Genomic DNA, 19,262 nt, shown 5'->3' on the forward strand with positions numbered 1-19,262 from the left:
TTTATTAAGTCCCGAATAGTTCATCCACCCTTTTCAGTAAGGGCATCAAGTCTTTTTCATCTGCTCCCAGTTCATGTAGTGATTTTAGCATATCGTTAATTAAATTTAACTTCGCATCGCCGGAGAAATCAATTTTCGTTTCATCAAAAGGAATATGTTGAACCGTAACGCCGGATTGCTCAAACAACTTAATGGCATACTCATGATTCCGATAATCCGCTGCATAATACACGCTTTTCACACCAGCCTGAATAATGGCTTTTGAGCATTGCAAACAGGGGAAATGAGTAACATACAAAGTTGAGTCAGCGGCTGGAATGCCATACTTTGAACATTGCAAGAGAGCATTCATTTCTGCATGAATGGTTCGAATACAATGATTCTCGACGACATAGCATCCGTGATCAATGCAATGGTCGCCCCCTGAAATGGAGCCATTATAGCCCCCGGCAATAATTCGATTGTCTCTGACAATGATTGCGCCAACTGCAAGTCTAGTACAAGTACTTCTTAATGCTAAAAAATGACACTGAGCCATAAAAAACTGATCCCATGTAATTCGCTCCATATGAATGCCTCCGAAAATAGTAGTAGTAAACTTCTAATCTTTAGTCGACTTTTATTTGATGTTCAAGTTTTTCGAATGTCTTTTTCCCGATTCCCGAAACATCCATAATCGATTCCGGTGAACTGAATGGTCCATGCTCATCTCGATGATTAATAATTGCTGAGGCTTTTGCTGGACCGATTCCATTTATCGTCATCAGTAAACTTTCATCTGCTGTATTAATGTTAACCAAACCGTCATTATTTTGCGGATTTTGCTGCGAAATTAAACTGATTTCACTTTCTAAAAGTTCTTCACCTACAAGAGGTATATAAATAAGTAGTTCATCTGTCAGTTTCATAGCATGGTTTAATAAACGCGAATCAGCGTCAGGTAAATAACCGCCTGCTGCATTGATTGCATCAATAACACGGCTCCCCGCTTCCATTGTATAGACGCCGGGATGTCGAACTGCACCTTTTACATCAATCATGATAACAGCGGGCAATAATTCCGCTTCCTTTTCTTCTTTACTGTCTTCAATATCTGCATTATTTACTTCATTTAAAGGATTTTGTTCGCTTAAGACAAGTTGTCCTTTGTCTGCTTGCCCATGGGGGATGAGCAAAAAAGCGACGATCACAGCGATTGCTGCCATAGGGAATAGAAACTTGCGCCAATTATCGGATACAAATGATAGAAACAGCACTTTCACCCTTTCTAGCAAGGTATCCATATGGAGTCCATTCTACTATATATGAAAATCCATAATTTTAAAAGAGTTATTTGCAAACTTGAAAGAAAATTCTCTCACTATCAAAGTTCGGGGGCAAGTCTTGCCAATCCGAAAAAATTCGTTCAATTGAAAAACCAACTTCAGTCAACATAGCGACATAGTCCAGTACAGAAAAAGTTCGTTGATAATGAACTTCATCAAATCGTTTATACAAATCATTTTCCATTTGGTTGAAAAATGCTAACTCCGAATAAACAGAATGAGGTTCGTCTCCCGCTTCCGTCGTCCAAATATATGAGATACGCTTATTATCAAAGATGAAGGGACTTTCCATAAAAATTACGTCCATTTTATATGTCGAATGGACATCGAACAATAAAACGCCTCCAACCTTCAACGAATTATAAATGTTTCGAAATGTTTGAAGTACCGCTTCTTCTTCAATTACATAATTTAATGAATCGATTGCAATAACCGCCATGTCGAAATTCGAAAAACCGTTAAGTTGTTGCATAGGCTGCTCCACAAATGTCACCGGCAAATTCAGGGACCTTGCTCTATCTCTTGCTATGCTTAGCATATCGGGCGAAAGATCCACACCAGTCACAAGGCCATCCAATTTTGCTAATTTAACTGACAATAACCCTGTTCCACATCCGACATCTAAAATTTTCTTGCCAGCTATCCCATCACCGGCAAGATTGATTAATTCCACGTATGTATCGTATGGGATCTCGGACATCAGTTCATCATAAACGGAGGCAAACTCCGCGTAAGAACGTTTCATAGAGCATTAGCCATATCAATCTTCGGAGCATCTCCCCAAAGTTTTTCAAGGTTGTAATGGTCGCGTTCATCTTTGTGGAAGACATGGACTACTATATCGCCTAGATCGGCTAATACCCATCTTCCAGTTTCAAAACCTTCCATACGCCTAATTGGAAAACCTGCTTTTGTCGCTTGGTCTATTACTTCTCTTGCGATTGCTTGGACTTGTCTTTCAGAATTCGCATGGCAGATTATAAATTGGTCTGCCATTACTGATACACCTTCCATATTTAACACGACGATATCCAATGCTTTTTTATCTTCTGCAGCCTTATATGCTGTTGTTAATAATGTATTAGTCATTAGTTCACGATTCCTCTCTTCATAACGTGTTCATTATAACAGTCAATGGAGTCTGGGAATACCGGGACACCTTTTTTGACAAGGAATTGCACTGAATGGCGTATGCAAGCTTCCATAGCCACTTCAAGATTATCTATTGCTAATTCCCGCAACTCCTCGACACCCGGAAAATTCCGCTCCGGTTCTGTCATATCTGCAACGTAAATTATTTTTTCTAATTTGGACATCCCTGCCCTGCCAGTTGTATGGTATTTGATAGCATTTAATATTTCTGTATCTTTAACATTAAATTCGCTTTCAGCTATTAAAGCACCTACCGAGGCATGCCATAATTCGTGATGAAATAAAAACAATCGTTCATCCACTTTATTTTCAATCATCAATATTCGAAGTGACGTTGGATCCATGCATTTTGCTATATCGTGGAATAATGCCGCTTGTTCTGCCTTTTTTACAGAAACATCATGTAGTGTAGCTAGGCGCATTGCCGTTTCAGTGACTCGTAAAACATGGTTATACCGTCCGGTTGACAACCGCTTTGAAAGCTCACTTTTCATATGCGCTAGATCCATACAATCCCTCCTGCCGAATATAAGATTCCACTGCCGGAGGAGTAAGAAACTTTATCGTTCCACCTTCTGCTAATCTTGCCCGAAGCACCGTTGATGATAAGTCAATTTCAGGAATGGAAATGAATCTCACTGGATATGGTGTTTCACCAAGTGAACCTGGTCTATTAACACCAATAAAGGTGACAATTCGAACAAGTTCATCTATTTTATGCCAGGTTGGAAGCAAGTCAACCATATCAGCGCCGATGATGAAATAAAATTCAGCTTCCGGCTCGATTTCTTTTAGTGATGTAATTGTATCGTATGAATAAGATACTCCGCCCTTATCAACTTCAAATGAGGAAACGGTTAGCCCTTCAGAACCCTCTAGGGCAAGCTCTACCATTCGCAGACGTTGTTGGGCTGTAACATTATTGTCAGCCAGCTTATGCGGTGGTGTGGCTGTAGGGATTAAACGCACTTCATCTAAGTTGAGCGCATATTTAATTTCATTTGCAATAATGAGATGGCCGATATGCGGAGGATTAAAAGTGCCTCCTAATATCCCTATTCGCTTCAAGTAGAATCCCCCTTACGGAAGTTCGATTCTTTTTTTCTCAATCGATTCTTTATATAAAACGATAATATTGCCAATCACTTGAACAACATTCATTCCTTCTTGTTCTGAAAGTTTTTGTGCAATTTCATTTTTATCTTCCCCACAATTTTGCAAGATATTAACTTTAATTAATTCTTTCGCTTCCAAAGCTTCTTCTATCTGTTCGATAACGGATTGCGTTAAACCGTTTTTCCCGATTTGGAAAAGTGGTTGCAAGTTATTTGCCTTGCTCCGTAAAAACCGTTTCTGTTTACCTGTTAACATAAGTACCTCCAAGTGTTTCTGTAATTTTCCGTGTCATTTCTTCTGTGTTTGGACGAATACCCGTCCATTTTTCAAATGCGAGTGCGCCTTGGTGAACAAACATTCCTGTGCCGTTCAGTAATAACGCCCCTCTTTTTTCAGCTTCTGAAAGAAACTCTGTTTTCAGCGGATTATAAATTATATCAGCCACGACAGTTCCTTTTGCAATCTTTTCAGGATTTAATGGCATCCCTTTTCGCGCAAAATTCATACCGACTGAAGTCGTCTGGATAATCAAATTATACGCGGACAATAAATTTTCGGCTTCTGCGATTGCAACCGCTTTAGCATTCGGTATTTCAGTGCATAATTGTTGAGCTTTTTCCAATGTGCGATTGGTTAGGGTGATTGGACCGTAACCCGCCTCATGAAGAGCGTAACTAATTCCCCTTGCTGCGCCTCCTGCTCCGATTACTAACACCTCGCCCCCCTTGCACCGGGCGCCGTATAACTCTTCAAGCGAACGGACAAAGCCTTGACCATCCGTGTTCGAGCCGTGCAGTGAACCATTCGGAAGAACTTCTACCGTATTCACGGCATTCATTTGTTTCGCAAATGGATCGATTTCATCTAAATACTGGATGATCGCAGTTTTATGCGGTACTGTCACATTCCACCCGCTACAACCTAAATTTTTCAAACTTGCAACTGCATCTGCCAAGTTTTCTTCTTTAACATGGACTGGAATATAGGTCGCATGCAAACTGTTATTTTCAATCCATTCATCATGCATCTTCGGCGACATTGATTGACTGATTGGATCGCCAATTACCGCGTACCACTTTTTCATGATTAGCCTCCTTAAATTAATGATGGTCGGAGGACTACATCTACACCTCTTGGAACGTGAACAGCAATTACGCTAGGTCGTTGAAGAGTGATCCAGCCGAGACCCGATATCACAATATCCGTTTTTGGATTTTTGATGGAAAATTCATGTCGAACAAATGATGGAAAATTTTCAAGCGACTTTTCCGATGGCGGTGCTAGCATTGCACCTACATGTTTTTCATACAATGCGTCTGCATTCGATAATTTCGTTCGGTGGATTTCAATATCATTCGAAACATAAACCATGAATGAAGAGCGTTCCCCTGAAATAAAATCAAAACGAGCTAACCCGCCCAGATATAGTGTCTGCTCGGGATTTAATTGAAATACTTTAGGTTTAAGTTCTTTCTTAGGCGTAATTGTTTTCAAATCTTTTTCATCTAGATAATGAGCGATTTGATGATCATTAATCACGCCAGGCGTGTCATAAATTGCTTTTCCATCTTCAAACGGAATTTCTACTAGGTCGAGTGTCGTTCCAGGAAAATGCGACGTCGTAATAACATCGCCGATACCTGTTTCACCTTTTATGATTCGATTAATAAAAGTCGATTTCCCAGTATTTGTACATCCGACCACATATACATCTTTCCCGCGACGGATAGAATCGATTGCAGCTAGTGCTTCTTCCATTCCGTGGCCTTTATAAGCTGAAACGAGCAAAACGTCCACTGGTTTCAAACCGAGTTTGACCGCCTCCGCCTTCATCCAATTGATCACTCGATTCGGGTTAATCGACTTTGGCAATAAATCCACTTTATTGCCGATTAATAAAATATCTTTATTACCGACAAAACGATGGAGTCCTGAAATCCAACTGCCGTTAAAGTCAAATATATCAACAATTTTGACGACTATGCCATCTTTCTTACCGATGCCATTTAAGATGTTTAAAAAATCATCGCCAGTTAATGAAACGGGCTGAAGCTCATTATAATTCCTCAAACGGAAACAGCGTCTGCAAACCAATTCTTCATTTGATAATGAACTCGCAGGCGCATAACCTTCTTTTTCAGCATTTTCAGTTTGAATTGTAATGCCGCAACCTATACATTTAATATCGTCCACAGTTATTCCTCCCAAGTAATAAGACCGCGTCGCTTAAGGCCAGCCATAATTCTTCTTTCAATCATGCGGTTGAACTTCGTGAAAAAAGCATCCGAATTCGCAACAGGAACAACTAGTATCGTATGAAGTCCCTTGCGATTTCCTCCGAGAATGTCAGTCAAAAGCTGATCTCCAATGACAACGGTTTCTTCTTTTTCAATCCCCATGAGTTTACGTGCTTTCACGAATGATTTTAGAAGCGGCTTTCGCGCGTCACAAACAAAGGGTATACCTAGTGGATCCGAAAAAATTTTAACTCGGCTCTCGTTATTGTTTGAAACTATCGTAACTTGTATACCTGCATCACGCATCCCCTTAAACCACTCGATTATTTCCGGTGTAGCTTCAGGACGATCCCATTCTACAAGTGTGTTATCTAAATCTGTAATAATTCCTTTAATGCCCTTTTCAACCAATTTTTCAGGCTTTATATGGAATACATCTTTCACGTATTCATCTGGTAAAAAGCGTTTATACAACATATTCACTCCGATTCAAATCTAGATTCTAAAAAATATTATAACATAACAAGTATGATAATGAATTTTTCTGGTTTGTAAAAAAGGACATACTGTAGCGCCTGTCCGACTAAAAAATCAATCATTAGTCATTACCCGACCGCATATGCTGTCATACAACGACACAGGAGGTGGCCCGATGAGCGGGTTTGTAATGTCGATTGTTCAGCTGTGGCTTGAGATACCTGCAGTGCTCGGCTATATCCGAGGGCAAGCGTTTAAACGCCCCCTATCTAAAGATGAGGAAGCCGCATGTCTCGCGAGGCTTGCGGAAGGAGACTTTGACGCAAGGGATGAGCTTATTGAACGGAATATGCGTTTAGTGGCGCATATCGTAAAAAAGTTTCATCCTAAACATGAACTGCTTGATGATTATATTTCAATTGGAACAATTGGCCTAATGAAAGCAGTAAATACATTTACGCCAGACCGGAAAACAAAATTGGCGACATATGCGGCACGTTGTATTGAAAACGAAATTTTAATGTATCTTCGCACCCAAAAGAAAGTTCAAAAAGATGTTTCGCTTTATGAACCGATTGGTGGAGACAATGACGGTCAATCATTACAAATTGCAGATTTGCTGCAAACCGACGATGAATCTCCTATTGATACTGTTGAACAGAATGAACGAAAAGAAAGGCTTTATAAACATCTCGGCAAACTTGACGGCAGGGAATTAGAAATAATTCAACGTCGATACGGTCTCTTGGATGACAAACCTATGACTCAAAAAGCGATTGCCGAGCAGCTCGATATTTCAAGAAGCTATGTTTCAAGAATTGAAAAACGCGCAATCGTAAAATTATATCAACTTTTCAAACACGAATACAATGAGTAAATAAAAAGGCGTTTCCGTTTGGGAGTATTATCCTAAACGGAAACGCCTCTTTCTACTGAGTTACTCAGTTCCGATTTCACGTAAAATAACAATAGATACGATTACTGCTACCATGAAAACTCCAGCCATTAGAAAAAACATACCGAGATCCCTCCTAAAACCACTAAATAAAATTGAATTCCATTCACTACCTATATATTACCATGAAGTGCTTAAAGTTTCGAGATTACGCGTAAAATTACTTGTGTTGAGTGGAGCGCTGCAATAGGCAGAAATTCTTCAAAGCTCATTGTCGCTTCTTTACCCGCTATATCTGAGAGAGCACGGATGACAACGAACGGAGTCTCGAACTGATGACATACTTGAGCTACCGCTGCCGCTTCCATCTCTGCGGCGATTATCTTTGGAAAAATACTTTTAACCTTATCAACATGGCTCTGATCACTCATGAATGTATCGCTGGATGCAATAAGACCAATCGAATGTGCATGTTCGCCGATTTCTTCTACTGCCGCTACGGCAAGATTTACAAGTTTTTCATCTCCAAGGTAAGCTGCCGGCAGTTGTGGCAACTGCCCATACTCATACCCGAATGCGGTCAAATCTACATCATGATGTCTGACTTCACTTGATATAACAACGGTTCCTACTTCAAGCGATTCTCCGAAACCGCCCGCCGATCCGGTATTTAACACAACATCTGGTCGAAACTTTTCTAAAAGAATTGTTGTAGCCATTGCAGCATTAACTTTCCCGATTCCACTTTTCACTAAAACAATCTCATGATGCTCAATTGAACCTTCAATGTATTCTATATTTGCAATGACTGTTATTTGCGGTGATTTTATAGCATTTCTTAATAATTCAACTTCCTCTTCCATTGCGCCAATAACTGCAATCTTCATCAAAAAACCTCCGACGTTACGAATAGTAATGAATCAATAATCAAAGTCAAGCGTATTGAGCACGTCCATTTTGACTGGTTTCCAACCTTTTTCGTCCACCCATTCTAAATACACTCTATATTTTTCAGCTTTATCTTTGGTCGAAACAATCCCGATCGACTTTTGGGGACTGCCGCCGTTCTTGATTCTCCAAATAATTAATGCATCTTCAGGTAAATTTGTTGCATATGAAATTGCAGAGATTTTTTCATGCCAATCCGCGGATTTCCCGTCATATAGCGATACATGTTCACCGGTTTGCGTTGTCCCGATTGGCTCCCATCCAGTATTGACGATTGTTTCATCTACGAATGATTCGTCTGATGATTCATATTTAACAACACCCGGGTCCTCCACTTCGTCAGATCCGCCCGTCTCATCGGCTTCTTCTGCTGTATCGGATTCCTCATTATTCTCTTCAGACTGATTTTCATCTTCAGCCCCTGAATCTTTGTTATCCGTTTCGTCGGCTCCTTCACTAGTTAAATCTTCATTGCTATTTTCTTCAGTTGTGTCAGGTGATTTCACATCTGCTTTATTCTTATTGTCTCCACCCAAAAATATGATTGACGCCGTAATGATAATTGCGAGAACAACAATAGCAATTAATATATTTAAAATTTTATCTGATTGATTGCGCCCTCTTTTACGGTTTAGTCTAGAGTAATTATTATCGGGTTTATTCATAACTTTTCATCTCCCGTTTTATATTTTTCTGTTTATACTCTGTATTAGACGAGCATCGAGGTAGCTAAGTTTCATTTAGGAAAAAACCGCCCTCATGAGAAGGCGGTCATCGGACGATTATTTTATTTCAAGAATCGTAACCGACATTTCTCCTCCAGGCGTATTGATACTAACTACATCGCCTTTTGATCGGCCAAGTAAACCTTTGGCAATCGGTGAATCATTTGAAATTAGACCTTCAATCGGATTTGCTTCGGCCGAACCGACAATCGTGTATGTCTCTTCGTCTCCATCAGGAAGTTCTTTAAAGGTAACAGTATTCCCTAATTGAACTTCATCCGTATTAAATTCTGACTCTTTAATGATAACTGCATTGCGGATCATTTTTTCTAGCGTAGAGATTCTTCCTTCAACAAATGACTGATCTTCTTTTGCTGAATCGTACTCCGAGTTTTCTGACAAATCGCCAAAATCTCGGGCGACTTTAATGCGTTCTACGACTTCTTTTCGCTTCACCATTTTTAAATATTCGAGCTCTTCTTCCAATTTAAGTTTACCAGCGGCAGTCATCGGAAACTTTTTTTCCGTAATCATTCCCATCACTCCTCATAATACTATTCATAAAAATACTATGCCGCTTTATTTTTGAGTATGCGACATAGTGGTTAATCTCTATGATTTTCTGTCATTATCATAATATAGATTCGTTCCATTTTCAAGAATTGTTTTTATTTTTGTAACCATTAAGTCAATTGCAACTTTATTGTGCCCGCCTTCTGGCACGATTATATCTGCGTATTTCTTTGTCGGTTCTATGAATTGGTTGTGCATTGGACGAACAACCGATAGATACTGGTCGACGACTGAATCGATCGATCTGCCTCTTTCGTTAATGTCGCGCGTGATACGTCTAATAATGCGCAGGTCTGCATCCGTGTCAACATATAACTTAATATCCATCAAGTTTCTAAGTTCAACGTCTTCCAATACTAATATGCCTTCGACAATGATAACATCCATTGGCTCAATCATCACCGTCTCATCAGATCTCGTATGGATTGTGTAATCATAAATTGGCTTTTCTATGGTTTGGCGGTTTAGCAGCATTTTTAAATGCGTGATCAGTAAATCGGTATCGAAAGCCAATGGATGATCATAATTCGTTTGAAGTCTTTCTTCAAAATCTAAGTGTGATTGATCTTTATAGTAATAATCTTGGCCGATTACAACGACTGAATGATCCTTAAACACATTATAAATTGAATTTGTAACGCTCGTCTTACCTGAACCAGAACCACCAGCGATTCCGATAACAAGTGGTTTAGTGTTCTTCATGTATTCCTTACCCCTTTATCGGCAAATATCTTCATAATTTGTTTAAACTACCACTATTTTTTAATCGCAATTAGTATCCCATCGCCTAGCGGCAGTAGCGATGTATTATAATCGGGATGACTCAATACCCAACGCGTAAAACTCTTCAAATTACGAACCATTGTGCGTTTACGTCTGGGTAGTTCTTTATCTTCCCGCAAAACCATACCATGCAAGAACATGTTATCGCAATAAATAACTCCTCCAGGAGAAACGAAAGGAGTATATTTTTCAAAAAAACGTTTGTATTGACCTTTTGCAGCATCGATAAAAAGGGCATTATAGGGTTCATCTGCAATTATTTCATTTTCCAGTAGCAATGCATCGGCTTCAATAATTTGAATTCGATCGGTTAAGCCAGCCGATTTAATATAATCAACAGCTTTTGAATAACGATCTTGGTCTCGTTCAATCGTCGTTATGAAAGTATCGGGTAATGTTAGGGCCATCCTAATTGCTGAATACCCAATTGCACTGCCGATTTCCAGAATCCGATCCGGTTTTTGTATTGATAATAACCCTAATAAAGTTTCGATTGCACCGCTATCCATAATCGGTACATGGTGTTTCTCGGCGTACTCTTCCATTTCAATAATAAAAGAATCCTTCAAGGAATCTTTCCCTTTGAGAAGACCGGCAATATAAGAATCGTACGTAATGATAGTCGTTCAACTCCTGTTCGGTATTCCTTTCCACGTAAAAAGCTAAATTTAATCTATATATTTCGCACGATTTGCCAAGTGCTCCTCATAACTTTTCGCAAAATGATTTTCCCCGGTTTTATCTGCTAGGAAATATAAATAATCGGTATTTTCAGGGTCGATGACTGCATCTATTGAAGACATCCCTGCATTTGATATCGGGCCTGGCGGTAAACCTCTATATTTATAAGTATTATATGGATCATCAATTTCAAGATCAGCATAAGAAGTAACGCTTAAATGTTGACCATGCGCATAGGCGACAGTTGGATCCGTTTGAAGCGGCATCACTTCTTGGTTAGGGTTTTTAGGCTGCATGCGATTATAAAACACACTTGCAATCGTTGCGCGGTCTGACTTTTGAGTCGCCTCTTTTTCAAGAAGCGATGCAAATGTTAATAACCAATGAACTGTTTTTTCTTTTTCTTCTAAGTAATTAAGATAAGGAGATACATTCGATACCGTAGCTTGAATCATTTCCTCTACAACAGTTTCGATATCCGGTTTTTCCTCATAAAATGGATAGGTTGCTGGAAACAAGTACCCTTCTAACGGGAATTTTATTTTCTCATTTTTAATTTCCTCTGTTACAACGCCCGGATACTTTGCTATAAACTTATCAAGTGTATTTTCATCATTAATATATGAATAAAACTCTTTAGCGGGTATACCTGTTCTTTTTTCGATAATAATACCGATTTCTTTAAGGGTTAATCCTTCTGGCACTGTCATAGTAAAGACAGGTTCACGATATACTTTCCCTGTTTTCAAACTTTGAATTAATTCATCAAGCGTCATTGCTTTTGTCAAGTCATATGTACCAGCTTGAAACTGTGATTCATTATTGAATTTAGCATAATACTTAAATAATCTAGCGTCTTTTATAATTCCTTTACTTTCAAGTATGCCCGCAATTGAATTAAGCCCGGATCCAATCGGAATTTCAACATTTATTATCTCCTCAGATTCTGGATCGAGTGGTTGCAATCCGCTCATCACATATTGATAAACTGACTTTCCTACGAAAAATCCAATAATAAGTATAAGTAAAACGATTGCAAGAACAATTCTTCTTACCACTTTAACTTCTTTCTTTTTTTCACGCATTCGTTCGAACATTAACTGCATCTTCGAATCTTTATCCACGCGGTTTCCACCTCTTTCGTTCAAATGCATATAAAACTTAAAAATACGGAACGGTTTTTCACCGTCCCGCTCGTTGCCTGAGTATTATACTTACTCGTCTTCCTCTTCTTCGTCTAAAAATGTATTCAGTGTCTCTTCGATCATTTCCCATTCAGCGTCGTCTTCAATAGGGAGTAATTCTCCATCTTCCTTGCCGTCTTCTGTTGGAGTAAAGGAAGATGCATGGATTTCAATTTCTTCTGAATCGTCTTGATCATCATCTCCAAGAATGTGGTAAAGCACGTAAGATTTACCATAATCCTTTGATTCAAATGTCAGGATAACTTCACAAACGTGCTCTTCGCCGTTTTCGTCAACAATCGTCATTGTGTCTTGTCCGTGTTCCATTCTAATCACCTCATTTATTATTATTTAAATCTAAGTAACCCTGTAATATCATTATGGCAGCCGTTTTGTCTATAACGGATTTCCTTTTTTTCCGGCTGACATCGGCTTCTATTAGCATGCGTTCGGCCGCCATGGTCGTAAGCCGTTCATCCCAAAGCGTAACAGGTAAACCAAATGTTTTTTCTAGGAGCTGGGCATATCTTTCAGACGCCTCGCCTCTTGGACCGATAGTATTGTTCATGTTTTTCGGAAAACCAACTACGAAACTACTTACTTCATATTCGTCAACAAGCTTGCGAATTCGCTTAATGCCGAAATGACCTGCATTCTCGTCAATTTGGATGGTTTCAATTCCTTGGGCGGTCCATCCCAGTGCATCACTAATAGCGATGCCAACTGTTTTGGTTCCTACATCCAAACCCATTATTCTCACTCGAGGTTACCCCCATTTTCACGGATATAAAACTTCACAAGTTCCTCGATAATTTCATCCCGCTCAAGTTTTCGAATCATATTTCTTGCATCTTCATGCCTTGGAATATAAGCTGGATCACCCGAAAGAAGATAGCCTACTATTTGGTTAATCGGGTTGTAACCTTTTTCATCAAGCGCTTTGTGTACATGAAGCATCACTTGTGTTACTTCTTCTTCCATTGATTCTTCAGGAAAGTTAAATTTCATCGTTTTATCGTATGAATTCATAACTGACACCCCACTTTCAAATTTGCCTAATTAACACAGAATCATACAGAGTTCCATTATACCCAATTTGTGGCACAAACTAAACGGATTTCACATAATCATACACCGATTTTAAAGCCTCATCAAGTTTTGAATCGTCTTTTGCTCCTGCCATCGCCAAATCCGGTCTGCCTCCGCCCTTGCCATCGCATTGCATCGCTACATGATTAACAAGTTTGCCAGCATGATAACTTCCTTTTAAATCGTTGGTAACTCCAGCAACAAGCATGACCTTTCCATTGACTGCAGTTCCTAAAACAATGACGCCTTTTGAAATTTTTTGTTTCATTTCATCCATCATTTGTCTTAATGCGTTATTATCCTTCACTTCAACACGAGATGCAACAACTGTGACGTCGCCGATTTGCTCAGCAGTTTCAAATACATCGGAAAGTTGACTATTCGCGAGCTTTGATGACAATGATTCATTTTCCGCTTGTAGTCCTTTTAATTCTCCAAGTAAAGATTCGATCTTTTTAACAAGATCTTTTGGATTCGCCTTTACTAGTTCTGCCGCGTGTTCTAGGACTGCTTCCTCTTCTTTAAATGCTTGATATGCTTTAGGTCCTGTTAAAGCTTCAATTCGACGCGTTCCAGCTCCTATCCCGCTTTCTGATACTAGTTTGAACAAACCGATAGATCCCGTTGTATCGACATGACAGCCCCCGCAGAGTTCAAGTGAATAATCATCAATTGAAACGACCCGAACAATTTGACCATACTTTTCTCCAAACAAGGCCATTGCTCCTTGTTTTTTTGCTTCGTCAATCGGCTTTTGTTCAATGTCTACAGGGAGATCTTCCCAAACCTTGTCGTTAACAATTCGTTCTATTTCTTCAAGTTCCTCTTTTGTTACTTGACCAAAATGAGAAAAATCAAATCTCAATCGATCCGGACCGACATAAGAACCGGCTTGTGCCACATGTTCACCAAGAACTTCTTTTAATGCTTTGTGCAAGAGATGCGTGGCCGTATGGTTTTTAACAATCGACTTCCTAGCGTCCATGTCAACCTTAGCCACAATGTTTGCTCCAATTGATAATTCGCCTGAACGAATAATTGCTGTATGGAGGTTTTGTCCATTCGGCGCTTTATGCACATCGGTTACATCAGCGATGAAGGACTCATTCGAAATTGTTCCTTTATCTGCAACTTGCCCTCCGCTCTCAGCATAAAACGGAGTTTGATCTAATATGAACTGAACCTCGTCACCCTCTGCAACGTGGTCCGCATGATTTCCACTTTGCAGAAGCGCTGTGACCTCGGCTTCGGCAATTAATGTATTATACCCGATAAACTCGCTCGGAACGTTTATTTTGCCAAGAACTTCAGATTGTACATGCATAGAATCTGTTTCTTGCCTAGCAGCTCGCGCACGATCGCGTTGGTTTTGCATTTCATCAGCAAAGCCTTTTCGGTCTACCCTAACACCTGCTTCTTCTGCGAATTCTTCTGTTAATTCAATCGGGAATCCGTAAGTATCGTACAATTGAAATGCATCTTTACCGCTGACTATAAACGTTTTAGAGGACTTTGCTTTTTCAAGTACAGTTGAAAGAATCGCCATTCCATCTGACAAAGTTTCATGAAAACGCACTTCTTCATTTTTAATCACTTTCATAATAAATTCTTTCTTTTCGTTCACTTCAGGGTAGTAATCCTTCATGATGTCTCCCGTTACCGGAACTAGATTATACATGAACGGTGCATCAATACCGAGCTTCATGGCGAAGCGAATAGCTCTGCGCAATAGTCTTCTTAATACATAGCCGCGTCCCTCATTTGAAGGCAAGGCTCCGTCGCCTATAGAAAACGACACAGTTCGAATATGATCTGCGATTACTTTGAATGCCACATCTTTCTCTGCATCAATTCCATATTTTTCTCCCGAAACTTCTTCGACTGCTTTTATGATTGGCATAAACAAATCCGTATCGTAATTTGTCGGCACGCCTTGAATAATAGAAGCCATTCTTTCAAGACCTAATCCCGTATCAATATTTTTATTTGGCAGTGGTGTGTACGTGTCATCCGGATTATGATTAAACTCCGAAAAGACGAGATTCCAAATTTCTAGATAGCGCTCATTTTCCCCGCCCGGATATAGTTCTGGATCCGAGAAATCATCTCCGTAACTTGCACCGCGGTCATAGAAAATTTCCGAGTTTGGTCCGCTTGGTCCTTCACCAATATCCCAGAAGTTTCCTTCTAGACGAATAATACGTTCCTCTGGAATTCCGATTTTATCTTTCCAAATGTTAAAGGCTTCTTCATCTTCTGGATGAACTGTTATGGATAAAAGCTCTGGATCAAAACCAATCCATTTTTTATCGGTTAAAAATTCCCATGCTAAAATAATTGCTTCTTCCTTGAAATAATCACCTATCGAGAAATTTCCTAGCATTTCAAAAAACGTGTGATGGCGCGCTGTGATTCCCACATTCTCAATATCATTTGTACGAATTGATTTTTGAGCATTAACGATTCTCGGGTTTTCTGGAATGACGCGACCATCGAAATATTTTTTCAATGTCGCAACGCCACTGTTTATCCATAAAAGGGATGCGTCATCGATAGGAACTAGCGGTGCTGATGGTTCAACGCTATGGCCTTTTTCCTTAAAGAACTCTAAAAACATACTTCGAATTTCTGATGAAGTTAATTTTCTCATATAAATCCTCCTTATTTTTTTCAAGACACAAAAAAACTCCGCCCCTAAACAAGGGACGAAGATCTTAGTCTCGCGGTACCACCCTAATTACCGTATACGATTATGTACTCGGTATCTCTGGTTGCCTTAACGCGGCTGACGGCAGGGATAAGCTGCACTCAGGAGTAGCTTTCAACAAGTCGACTCGGGAACCCTTTCAGCCAAGGGGCTCCTTTCTGGTCAAGCGAACATGCATACTTTCTCCGTCATCGTATTCACTATAATGATTTTAGTATAGAAAACTTCGAGTTCCGTGTCAATCAACACCCTCCAAATTATATGGAGTAATTCCTTTCATCCCGATCATAGGGTCGATTGTAAGAAATGTATTCATCGTTAATTTATAATTGAGCACTTTTTTGTTTTCAACACTATCTTCTATATTTTCAACGGGTGATTGACTTGGCTCATGTTTATTTTCAGAACTTGTCGGGGCTGCTGTTACGGTTTCTTCCTGTGATTCTGCTTCTCCGCTTAAACGTTCTTTCAATGTGGTTTGCCTCGATAATTCATCTGTCCGCGCAATTCCCGCTTTAAACTCTTCAGGTTCCCCGCATAATATTAGAAACTTTTGCGCTCGAGTAATCCCGGTATAAAGAAGATTTCGTTTCAACATTTTGCGGTGGCTTCTTACGACAGGCATGATAACTATCGGAAACTCGCTTCCTTGCGATTTATGGATTGAGCAGCAATACGATAACGTGATTTGATTTAAATCGCTCCGCTCATAGGTGACTTCAATGCCATCGTACGAGACAACGAGTAATTCTTTTTTATCGATGGTTTCATTGGCTTTTATAATTGCAATGACCTCGCCCATATCGCCATTAAAAACATTGCTTTCCGGTTGGTTGACGAGTTGGAGAACTTTATCGCCTATTCGGTAAACCACATCGCCAAACGTCACTTCTTTGCGTTCAGGACCCGGAGGATTGACCATTTGCTGAATCATTTTATTAATGCCATCGATTCCTGCAGGTCCTCTATACATGGGCGCAAGGATTTGGATATCTTTAATTTCATGACCCTTTGAAATCGCGTTTTTCACGATTTTTTCAACTGCCTCGAGAATTCGGTTCCCGCCGGCTTTAATAAAAGAGCGGTCAGAAGTTTTACCGATTATGTCATCATTCCACTCTGAACGCTTTATCATATGAGCCATTTCAATTATCGTGGAACCGGCAGTTTGCCGGTAAATTTCTGTTAGTTCAATTACGGGGATTTCACCTGAGTCGAGCATATCTTTTAATACTTGCCCAGGTCCTACCGAAGGCAACTGATCTTGGTCCCCGACAAATAACACTTGAACGTCATTGGGCAGTGCTTTCATCAACTGATGAGCTAGCCATGTATCAACCATTGACATTTCATCAATAATAACAAGATTGCCTTCAATTTCACGTTCCGTTTCTTCTTCTTTTTCTTGACCTGTGAACCCCAAGAGTCGATGAATCGTCATTGCGGGAAGCCCAGTCGATTCAGACATCCTTTTAGCAGCTCTCCCCGTAGGTGCCGCTAAAATTATGGGGAATGGTTCTTTTTTCTTGGCATATTCTTTCGGATCAAGGGACAAACCGTGAAGTTCTGCATATACCTCGACAAAACCTCGAATCACCGTTGTTTTACCAGTCCCGGGCCCTCCAGTTAAAATCATCGTTGGGGAATGCAGTGCTGTCTCGATTGCGGAGACTTGCGTTTCGGCATAATTCACATCCAGTCGCTCTTCTACATCACCAATTGCGCTTCGGATTTCAGATACGGGAAATTGGTTTTCCAATTCATTCTCCAGCAGCAAACGAATTTTCGAAGCAAATCCAATTTCCGAGTAATAAAGCGAGGGAATATATAATCTTTGATTTTCAGCTATTAACTTGCCTTCTTCTATTAACTCGATAATTGATTGTGAAATGCTGCTGAATGGGATTTCGATTGGTTGGCTCGTTTCAAGCAAATGTTTGACCCCGGGCAGTAGAATTTTCCCTTCTATATAAACATGTCCTTCTGATTGAATAGCTTCGTTCATCGAATGTAAAATCGCTGCTTTAATTCTTGATGTGTGATCACCGGTGATGCCCAAATTCCGACCTAGTTCATCTGCTCGTTGAAAGCCGACACCTTCGATTTCCTCTGTTAAACGATATGGATTTTCCCTGAGCAGCTCTATCGCATCTTCCCGGTATGTTTGATAAATACGCATCGCGATTTTCGGGCCGAATCCCCACTCATTCAACTGGATAATCGTGCGTTCAAGCCCCATATTTTGTTCGAGTACGGAGATTAACGTTTCTTTTCGCTCATCAGAAAGCCTCGGAATCGTATCAAGAACCGATGAATCATCCAATATCTTTTTAATCGCATCTTTTCCAAGAGCATCCACAATCGATTCTGCAGTCTTCATTCCTATGCCTGGAAATAAATCGCCTGATAAATAATGAATTAACCCTGTTTCCGTTCCCGGCATTTCTTTGGCAAAAGTATGCACATCGAACTGGGCGCCGTAGGTTGGGTGATTAACAAGTCTGCCTGTGAATTTATAGTCGTCATCGGCGGAAAGCTGTGGAAAGTTCCCTTTAACGATAATTTCCTTTTCTTCATAATCACAATTTGTTTTGCTGATTTTCAGTTTTGCAATTGTAAATAGATTGTCTGGATTGTGGAATATCGTTACAAGCGGTCTCCCGAGTATAAAAAGTTCTTCGGTTAATCCTTCCATCGCTACCTCGCCTCCTTAACGTTCGTCAAGTTGAATCATATCGTAAATATAACGTGCTTGTTCATATTCAGGGTTAATCGTAAACGCTTGTTTAAGATGATGTAATGCATCGTTTTTTCGATCGGTCGACACCGCATATAAAAAACCTAAATTGTAGTGAGCATCCGCATTCTCTTCATCACGTTCAATGACAAAGTTAAACTCCTTGGCGGCTTGCGTGAATAACTCCATATTAGCAAGAAGTATTCCGTAAGACAGTCTGGCTTCTAGGTCATTTGGGGCTAATTCAGTTGCCCGTTGCAAATAAGGCAACGCAAGTTTAGATTGATTCGAGCGTTCTAAGCTTTTTCCAAGCATAAAATACGCGTCTGCTTCATTAACGCCCTTTTGTATGGCCTTCTCATACAATTTGGATGATTCTTCGTATCTTTCATTATTAAAATAAAGATTTGCAAGCCCATAATAGGCAGTTCCAGCATTTTCATCTAGCGTGATCGCTTGTTGAAAGAAGGGTTCCGCCTTTTCCGGGTCACCTAGTGACGCGAATACATTCCCCATATTAATATAACCGACAGCGTTTTTCGGTTCTTCTTCTATAGCTTTTACAAATGACTCCACTGCTTTTTCATACTTGCCTTCCTGGAGTGCAGCAATTCCTGTTTCATTGTAATTCAT

General features: G+C 39.9%; 23 protein-coding genes. 1 reads left to right on the forward strand and 22 read right to left on the reverse strand.

Going from position 1 to position 19,262, the window contains the following annotated elements; translation table 11 throughout:
* Positions 1 to 4: 4 nt before the first annotated feature.
* The 10 genes from G8782_RS02490 to G8782_RS02535 are packed head-to-tail and all read right to left on the reverse strand — an operon-like array spanning position 5 to position 6,307.
* The gene (locus tag G8782_RS02490) at positions 5 to 568 is read right to left on the reverse strand and encodes a ComE operon protein 2 (protein WP_172369323.1); all 564 of its coding nucleotides are present in this window, start codon (positions 566 to 568) and stop codon (positions 5 to 7) included.
* Positions 569 to 608: 40 nt separating this feature from the next.
* Positions 609 to 1,283, reverse strand: a complete 675-nt coding sequence (locus G8782_RS02495) for a helix-hairpin-helix domain-containing protein (protein ID WP_172369324.1) — start codon at positions 1,281 to 1,283, stop codon at positions 609 to 611.
* Between the two features lie 46 nt (positions 1,284 to 1,329).
* Positions 1,330 to 2,070, reverse strand: a complete 741-nt coding sequence (locus tag G8782_RS02500) for a class I SAM-dependent methyltransferase (RefSeq protein WP_172369325.1) — start codon at positions 2,068 to 2,070, stop codon at positions 1,330 to 1,332.
* Positions 2,067 to 2,414 carry a ribosome silencing factor gene (gene rsfS / locus G8782_RS02505; RefSeq protein ID WP_172369326.1) on the reverse strand — a complete coding sequence of 116 codons (348 nt, stop codon included), beginning with the start codon at positions 2,412 to 2,414 and terminating at the stop codon, positions 2,067 to 2,069. The genes G8782_RS02500 and rsfS overlap by 4 nt, the downstream gene beginning before the upstream one ends.
* On the reverse strand, positions 2,414 to 2,986 hold the full coding sequence (yqeK, locus tag G8782_RS02510; RefSeq protein WP_172369327.1) for a bis(5'-nucleosyl)-tetraphosphatase (symmetrical) YqeK: 573 nt from the start codon (positions 2,984 to 2,986) through the stop codon (positions 2,414 to 2,416). Before yqeK ends, rsfS begins: the two co-directional genes overlap by 1 nt.
* Positions 2,961 to 3,545 (reverse strand): nicotinate-nucleotide adenylyltransferase, encoded by a 585-nt coding sequence (locus G8782_RS02515; RefSeq protein WP_172369328.1) that lies wholly within the window; start codon positions 3,543 to 3,545, stop codon positions 2,961 to 2,963. The genes yqeK and G8782_RS02515 overlap by 26 nt, the downstream gene beginning before the upstream one ends.
* A gap of 12 nt (positions 3,546 to 3,557) precedes the next feature.
* Positions 3,558 to 3,848, reverse strand: a complete 291-nt coding sequence (gene yhbY / locus G8782_RS02520; protein WP_172369329.1) for a ribosome assembly RNA-binding protein YhbY — start codon at positions 3,846 to 3,848, stop codon at positions 3,558 to 3,560.
* Entirely contained in the window at positions 3,835 to 4,677 is an 843-nt protein-coding gene (aroE, locus tag G8782_RS02525; protein ID WP_172369330.1) for a shikimate dehydrogenase, read from the reverse strand. Before aroE ends, yhbY begins: the two co-directional genes overlap by 14 nt.
* Before the next feature lie 11 nt (positions 4,678 to 4,688).
* On the reverse strand, positions 4,689 to 5,786 hold the full coding sequence (gene yqeH / locus G8782_RS02530; RefSeq protein ID WP_172369331.1) for a ribosome biogenesis GTPase YqeH: 1,098 nt from the start codon (positions 5,784 to 5,786) through the stop codon (positions 4,689 to 4,691).
* A 2-nt stretch (positions 5,787 to 5,788) separates the two neighbouring features.
* The gene (locus G8782_RS02535) at positions 5,789 to 6,307 is read right to left on the reverse strand and encodes a YqeG family HAD IIIA-type phosphatase (protein WP_172369332.1); all 519 of its coding nucleotides are present in this window, start codon (positions 6,305 to 6,307) and stop codon (positions 5,789 to 5,791) included.
* Positions 6,308 to 6,482: 175 nt separating this feature from the next.
* On the opposite strand from G8782_RS02535, the gene sigK reads away from it, so the two are divergent.
* On the forward strand, positions 6,483 to 7,184 hold the full coding sequence (sigK, locus tag G8782_RS02540; RefSeq protein ID WP_172369333.1) for an RNA polymerase sporulation sigma factor SigK: 702 nt from the start codon (positions 6,483 to 6,485) through the stop codon (positions 7,182 to 7,184).
* Between the two features lie 212 nt (positions 7,185 to 7,396).
* On the opposite strand, the gene mtnN is transcribed toward sigK, so the two are convergent.
* The 12 genes from mtnN to G8782_RS02600 all read right to left on the reverse strand — a co-directional run bounded on the left by mtnN (position 7,397) and on the right by G8782_RS02600 (position 19,262).
* On the reverse strand, positions 7,397 to 8,089 hold the full coding sequence (gene mtnN / locus G8782_RS02545) for a 5'-methylthioadenosine/S-adenosylhomocysteine nucleosidase (RefSeq protein ID WP_172369334.1): 693 nt from the start codon (positions 8,087 to 8,089) through the stop codon (positions 7,397 to 7,399).
* Between the two features lie 33 nt (positions 8,090 to 8,122).
* Positions 8,123 to 8,815, reverse strand: coding sequence for a YrrS family protein (locus G8782_RS02550; protein ID WP_172369335.1), 693 nt, complete (start codon positions 8,813 to 8,815; stop codon positions 8,123 to 8,125).
* Between the two features lie 117 nt (positions 8,816 to 8,932).
* A complete protein-coding gene (greA, locus tag G8782_RS02555) occupies positions 8,933 to 9,409 on the reverse strand; it encodes a transcription elongation factor GreA (RefSeq protein ID WP_172369336.1) in 477 nt (158 codons plus the stop codon).
* Between the two features lie 78 nt (positions 9,410 to 9,487).
* Positions 9,488 to 10,150, reverse strand: coding sequence for a uridine kinase (gene udk / locus G8782_RS02560; protein WP_172369337.1), 663 nt, complete (start codon positions 10,148 to 10,150; stop codon positions 9,488 to 9,490).
* A gap of 53 nt (positions 10,151 to 10,203) precedes the next feature.
* The gene (locus tag G8782_RS02565; protein ID WP_246231525.1) at positions 10,204 to 10,800 is read right to left on the reverse strand and encodes an O-methyltransferase; all 597 of its coding nucleotides are present in this window, start codon (positions 10,798 to 10,800) and stop codon (positions 10,204 to 10,206) included.
* A 99-nt stretch (positions 10,801 to 10,899) separates the two neighbouring features.
* Positions 10,900 to 12,036 (reverse strand): endolytic transglycosylase MltG, encoded by a 1,137-nt coding sequence (mltG, locus tag G8782_RS02570; protein ID WP_172369338.1) that lies wholly within the window; start codon positions 12,034 to 12,036, stop codon positions 10,900 to 10,902.
* Between the two features lie 90 nt (positions 12,037 to 12,126).
* The gene (locus G8782_RS02575) at positions 12,127 to 12,423 is read right to left on the reverse strand and encodes a DUF1292 domain-containing protein (protein ID WP_172369339.1); all 297 of its coding nucleotides are present in this window, start codon (positions 12,421 to 12,423) and stop codon (positions 12,127 to 12,129) included.
* Positions 12,424 to 12,433: 10 nt separating this feature from the next.
* Positions 12,434 to 12,856, reverse strand: coding sequence for a Holliday junction resolvase RuvX (gene ruvX / locus G8782_RS02580; RefSeq protein ID WP_172369340.1), 423 nt, complete (start codon positions 12,854 to 12,856; stop codon positions 12,434 to 12,436).
* Entirely contained in the window at positions 12,853 to 13,125 is a 273-nt protein-coding gene (locus G8782_RS02585; RefSeq protein WP_172369341.1) for an IreB family regulatory phosphoprotein, read from the reverse strand. The genes ruvX and G8782_RS02585 overlap by 4 nt, the downstream gene beginning before the upstream one ends.
* Before the next feature lie 79 nt (positions 13,126 to 13,204).
* Positions 13,205 to 15,835: an alanine--tRNA ligase gene (alaS, locus tag G8782_RS02590; protein ID WP_172369342.1), complete on the reverse strand. Its 2,631-nt coding sequence runs from the start codon at positions 15,833 to 15,835 to the stop codon at positions 13,205 to 13,207.
* Between the two features lie 295 nt (positions 15,836 to 16,130).
* Entirely contained in the window at positions 16,131 to 18,587 is a 2,457-nt protein-coding gene (gene recD2, locus G8782_RS02595; RefSeq protein ID WP_172369343.1) for an SF1B family DNA helicase RecD2, read from the reverse strand.
* Positions 18,588 to 18,602: 15 nt separating this feature from the next.
* Entirely contained in the window at positions 18,603 to 19,262 is a 660-nt protein-coding gene (locus G8782_RS02600; protein ID WP_172369344.1) for a tetratricopeptide repeat protein, read from the reverse strand.

It is taken from the genome of Sporosarcina jiandibaonis (assembly GCF_013184495.1).
Classification (GTDB): Bacteria; Bacillota; Bacilli; order Bacillales_A; family Planococcaceae; genus Sporosarcina; species Sporosarcina jiandibaonis.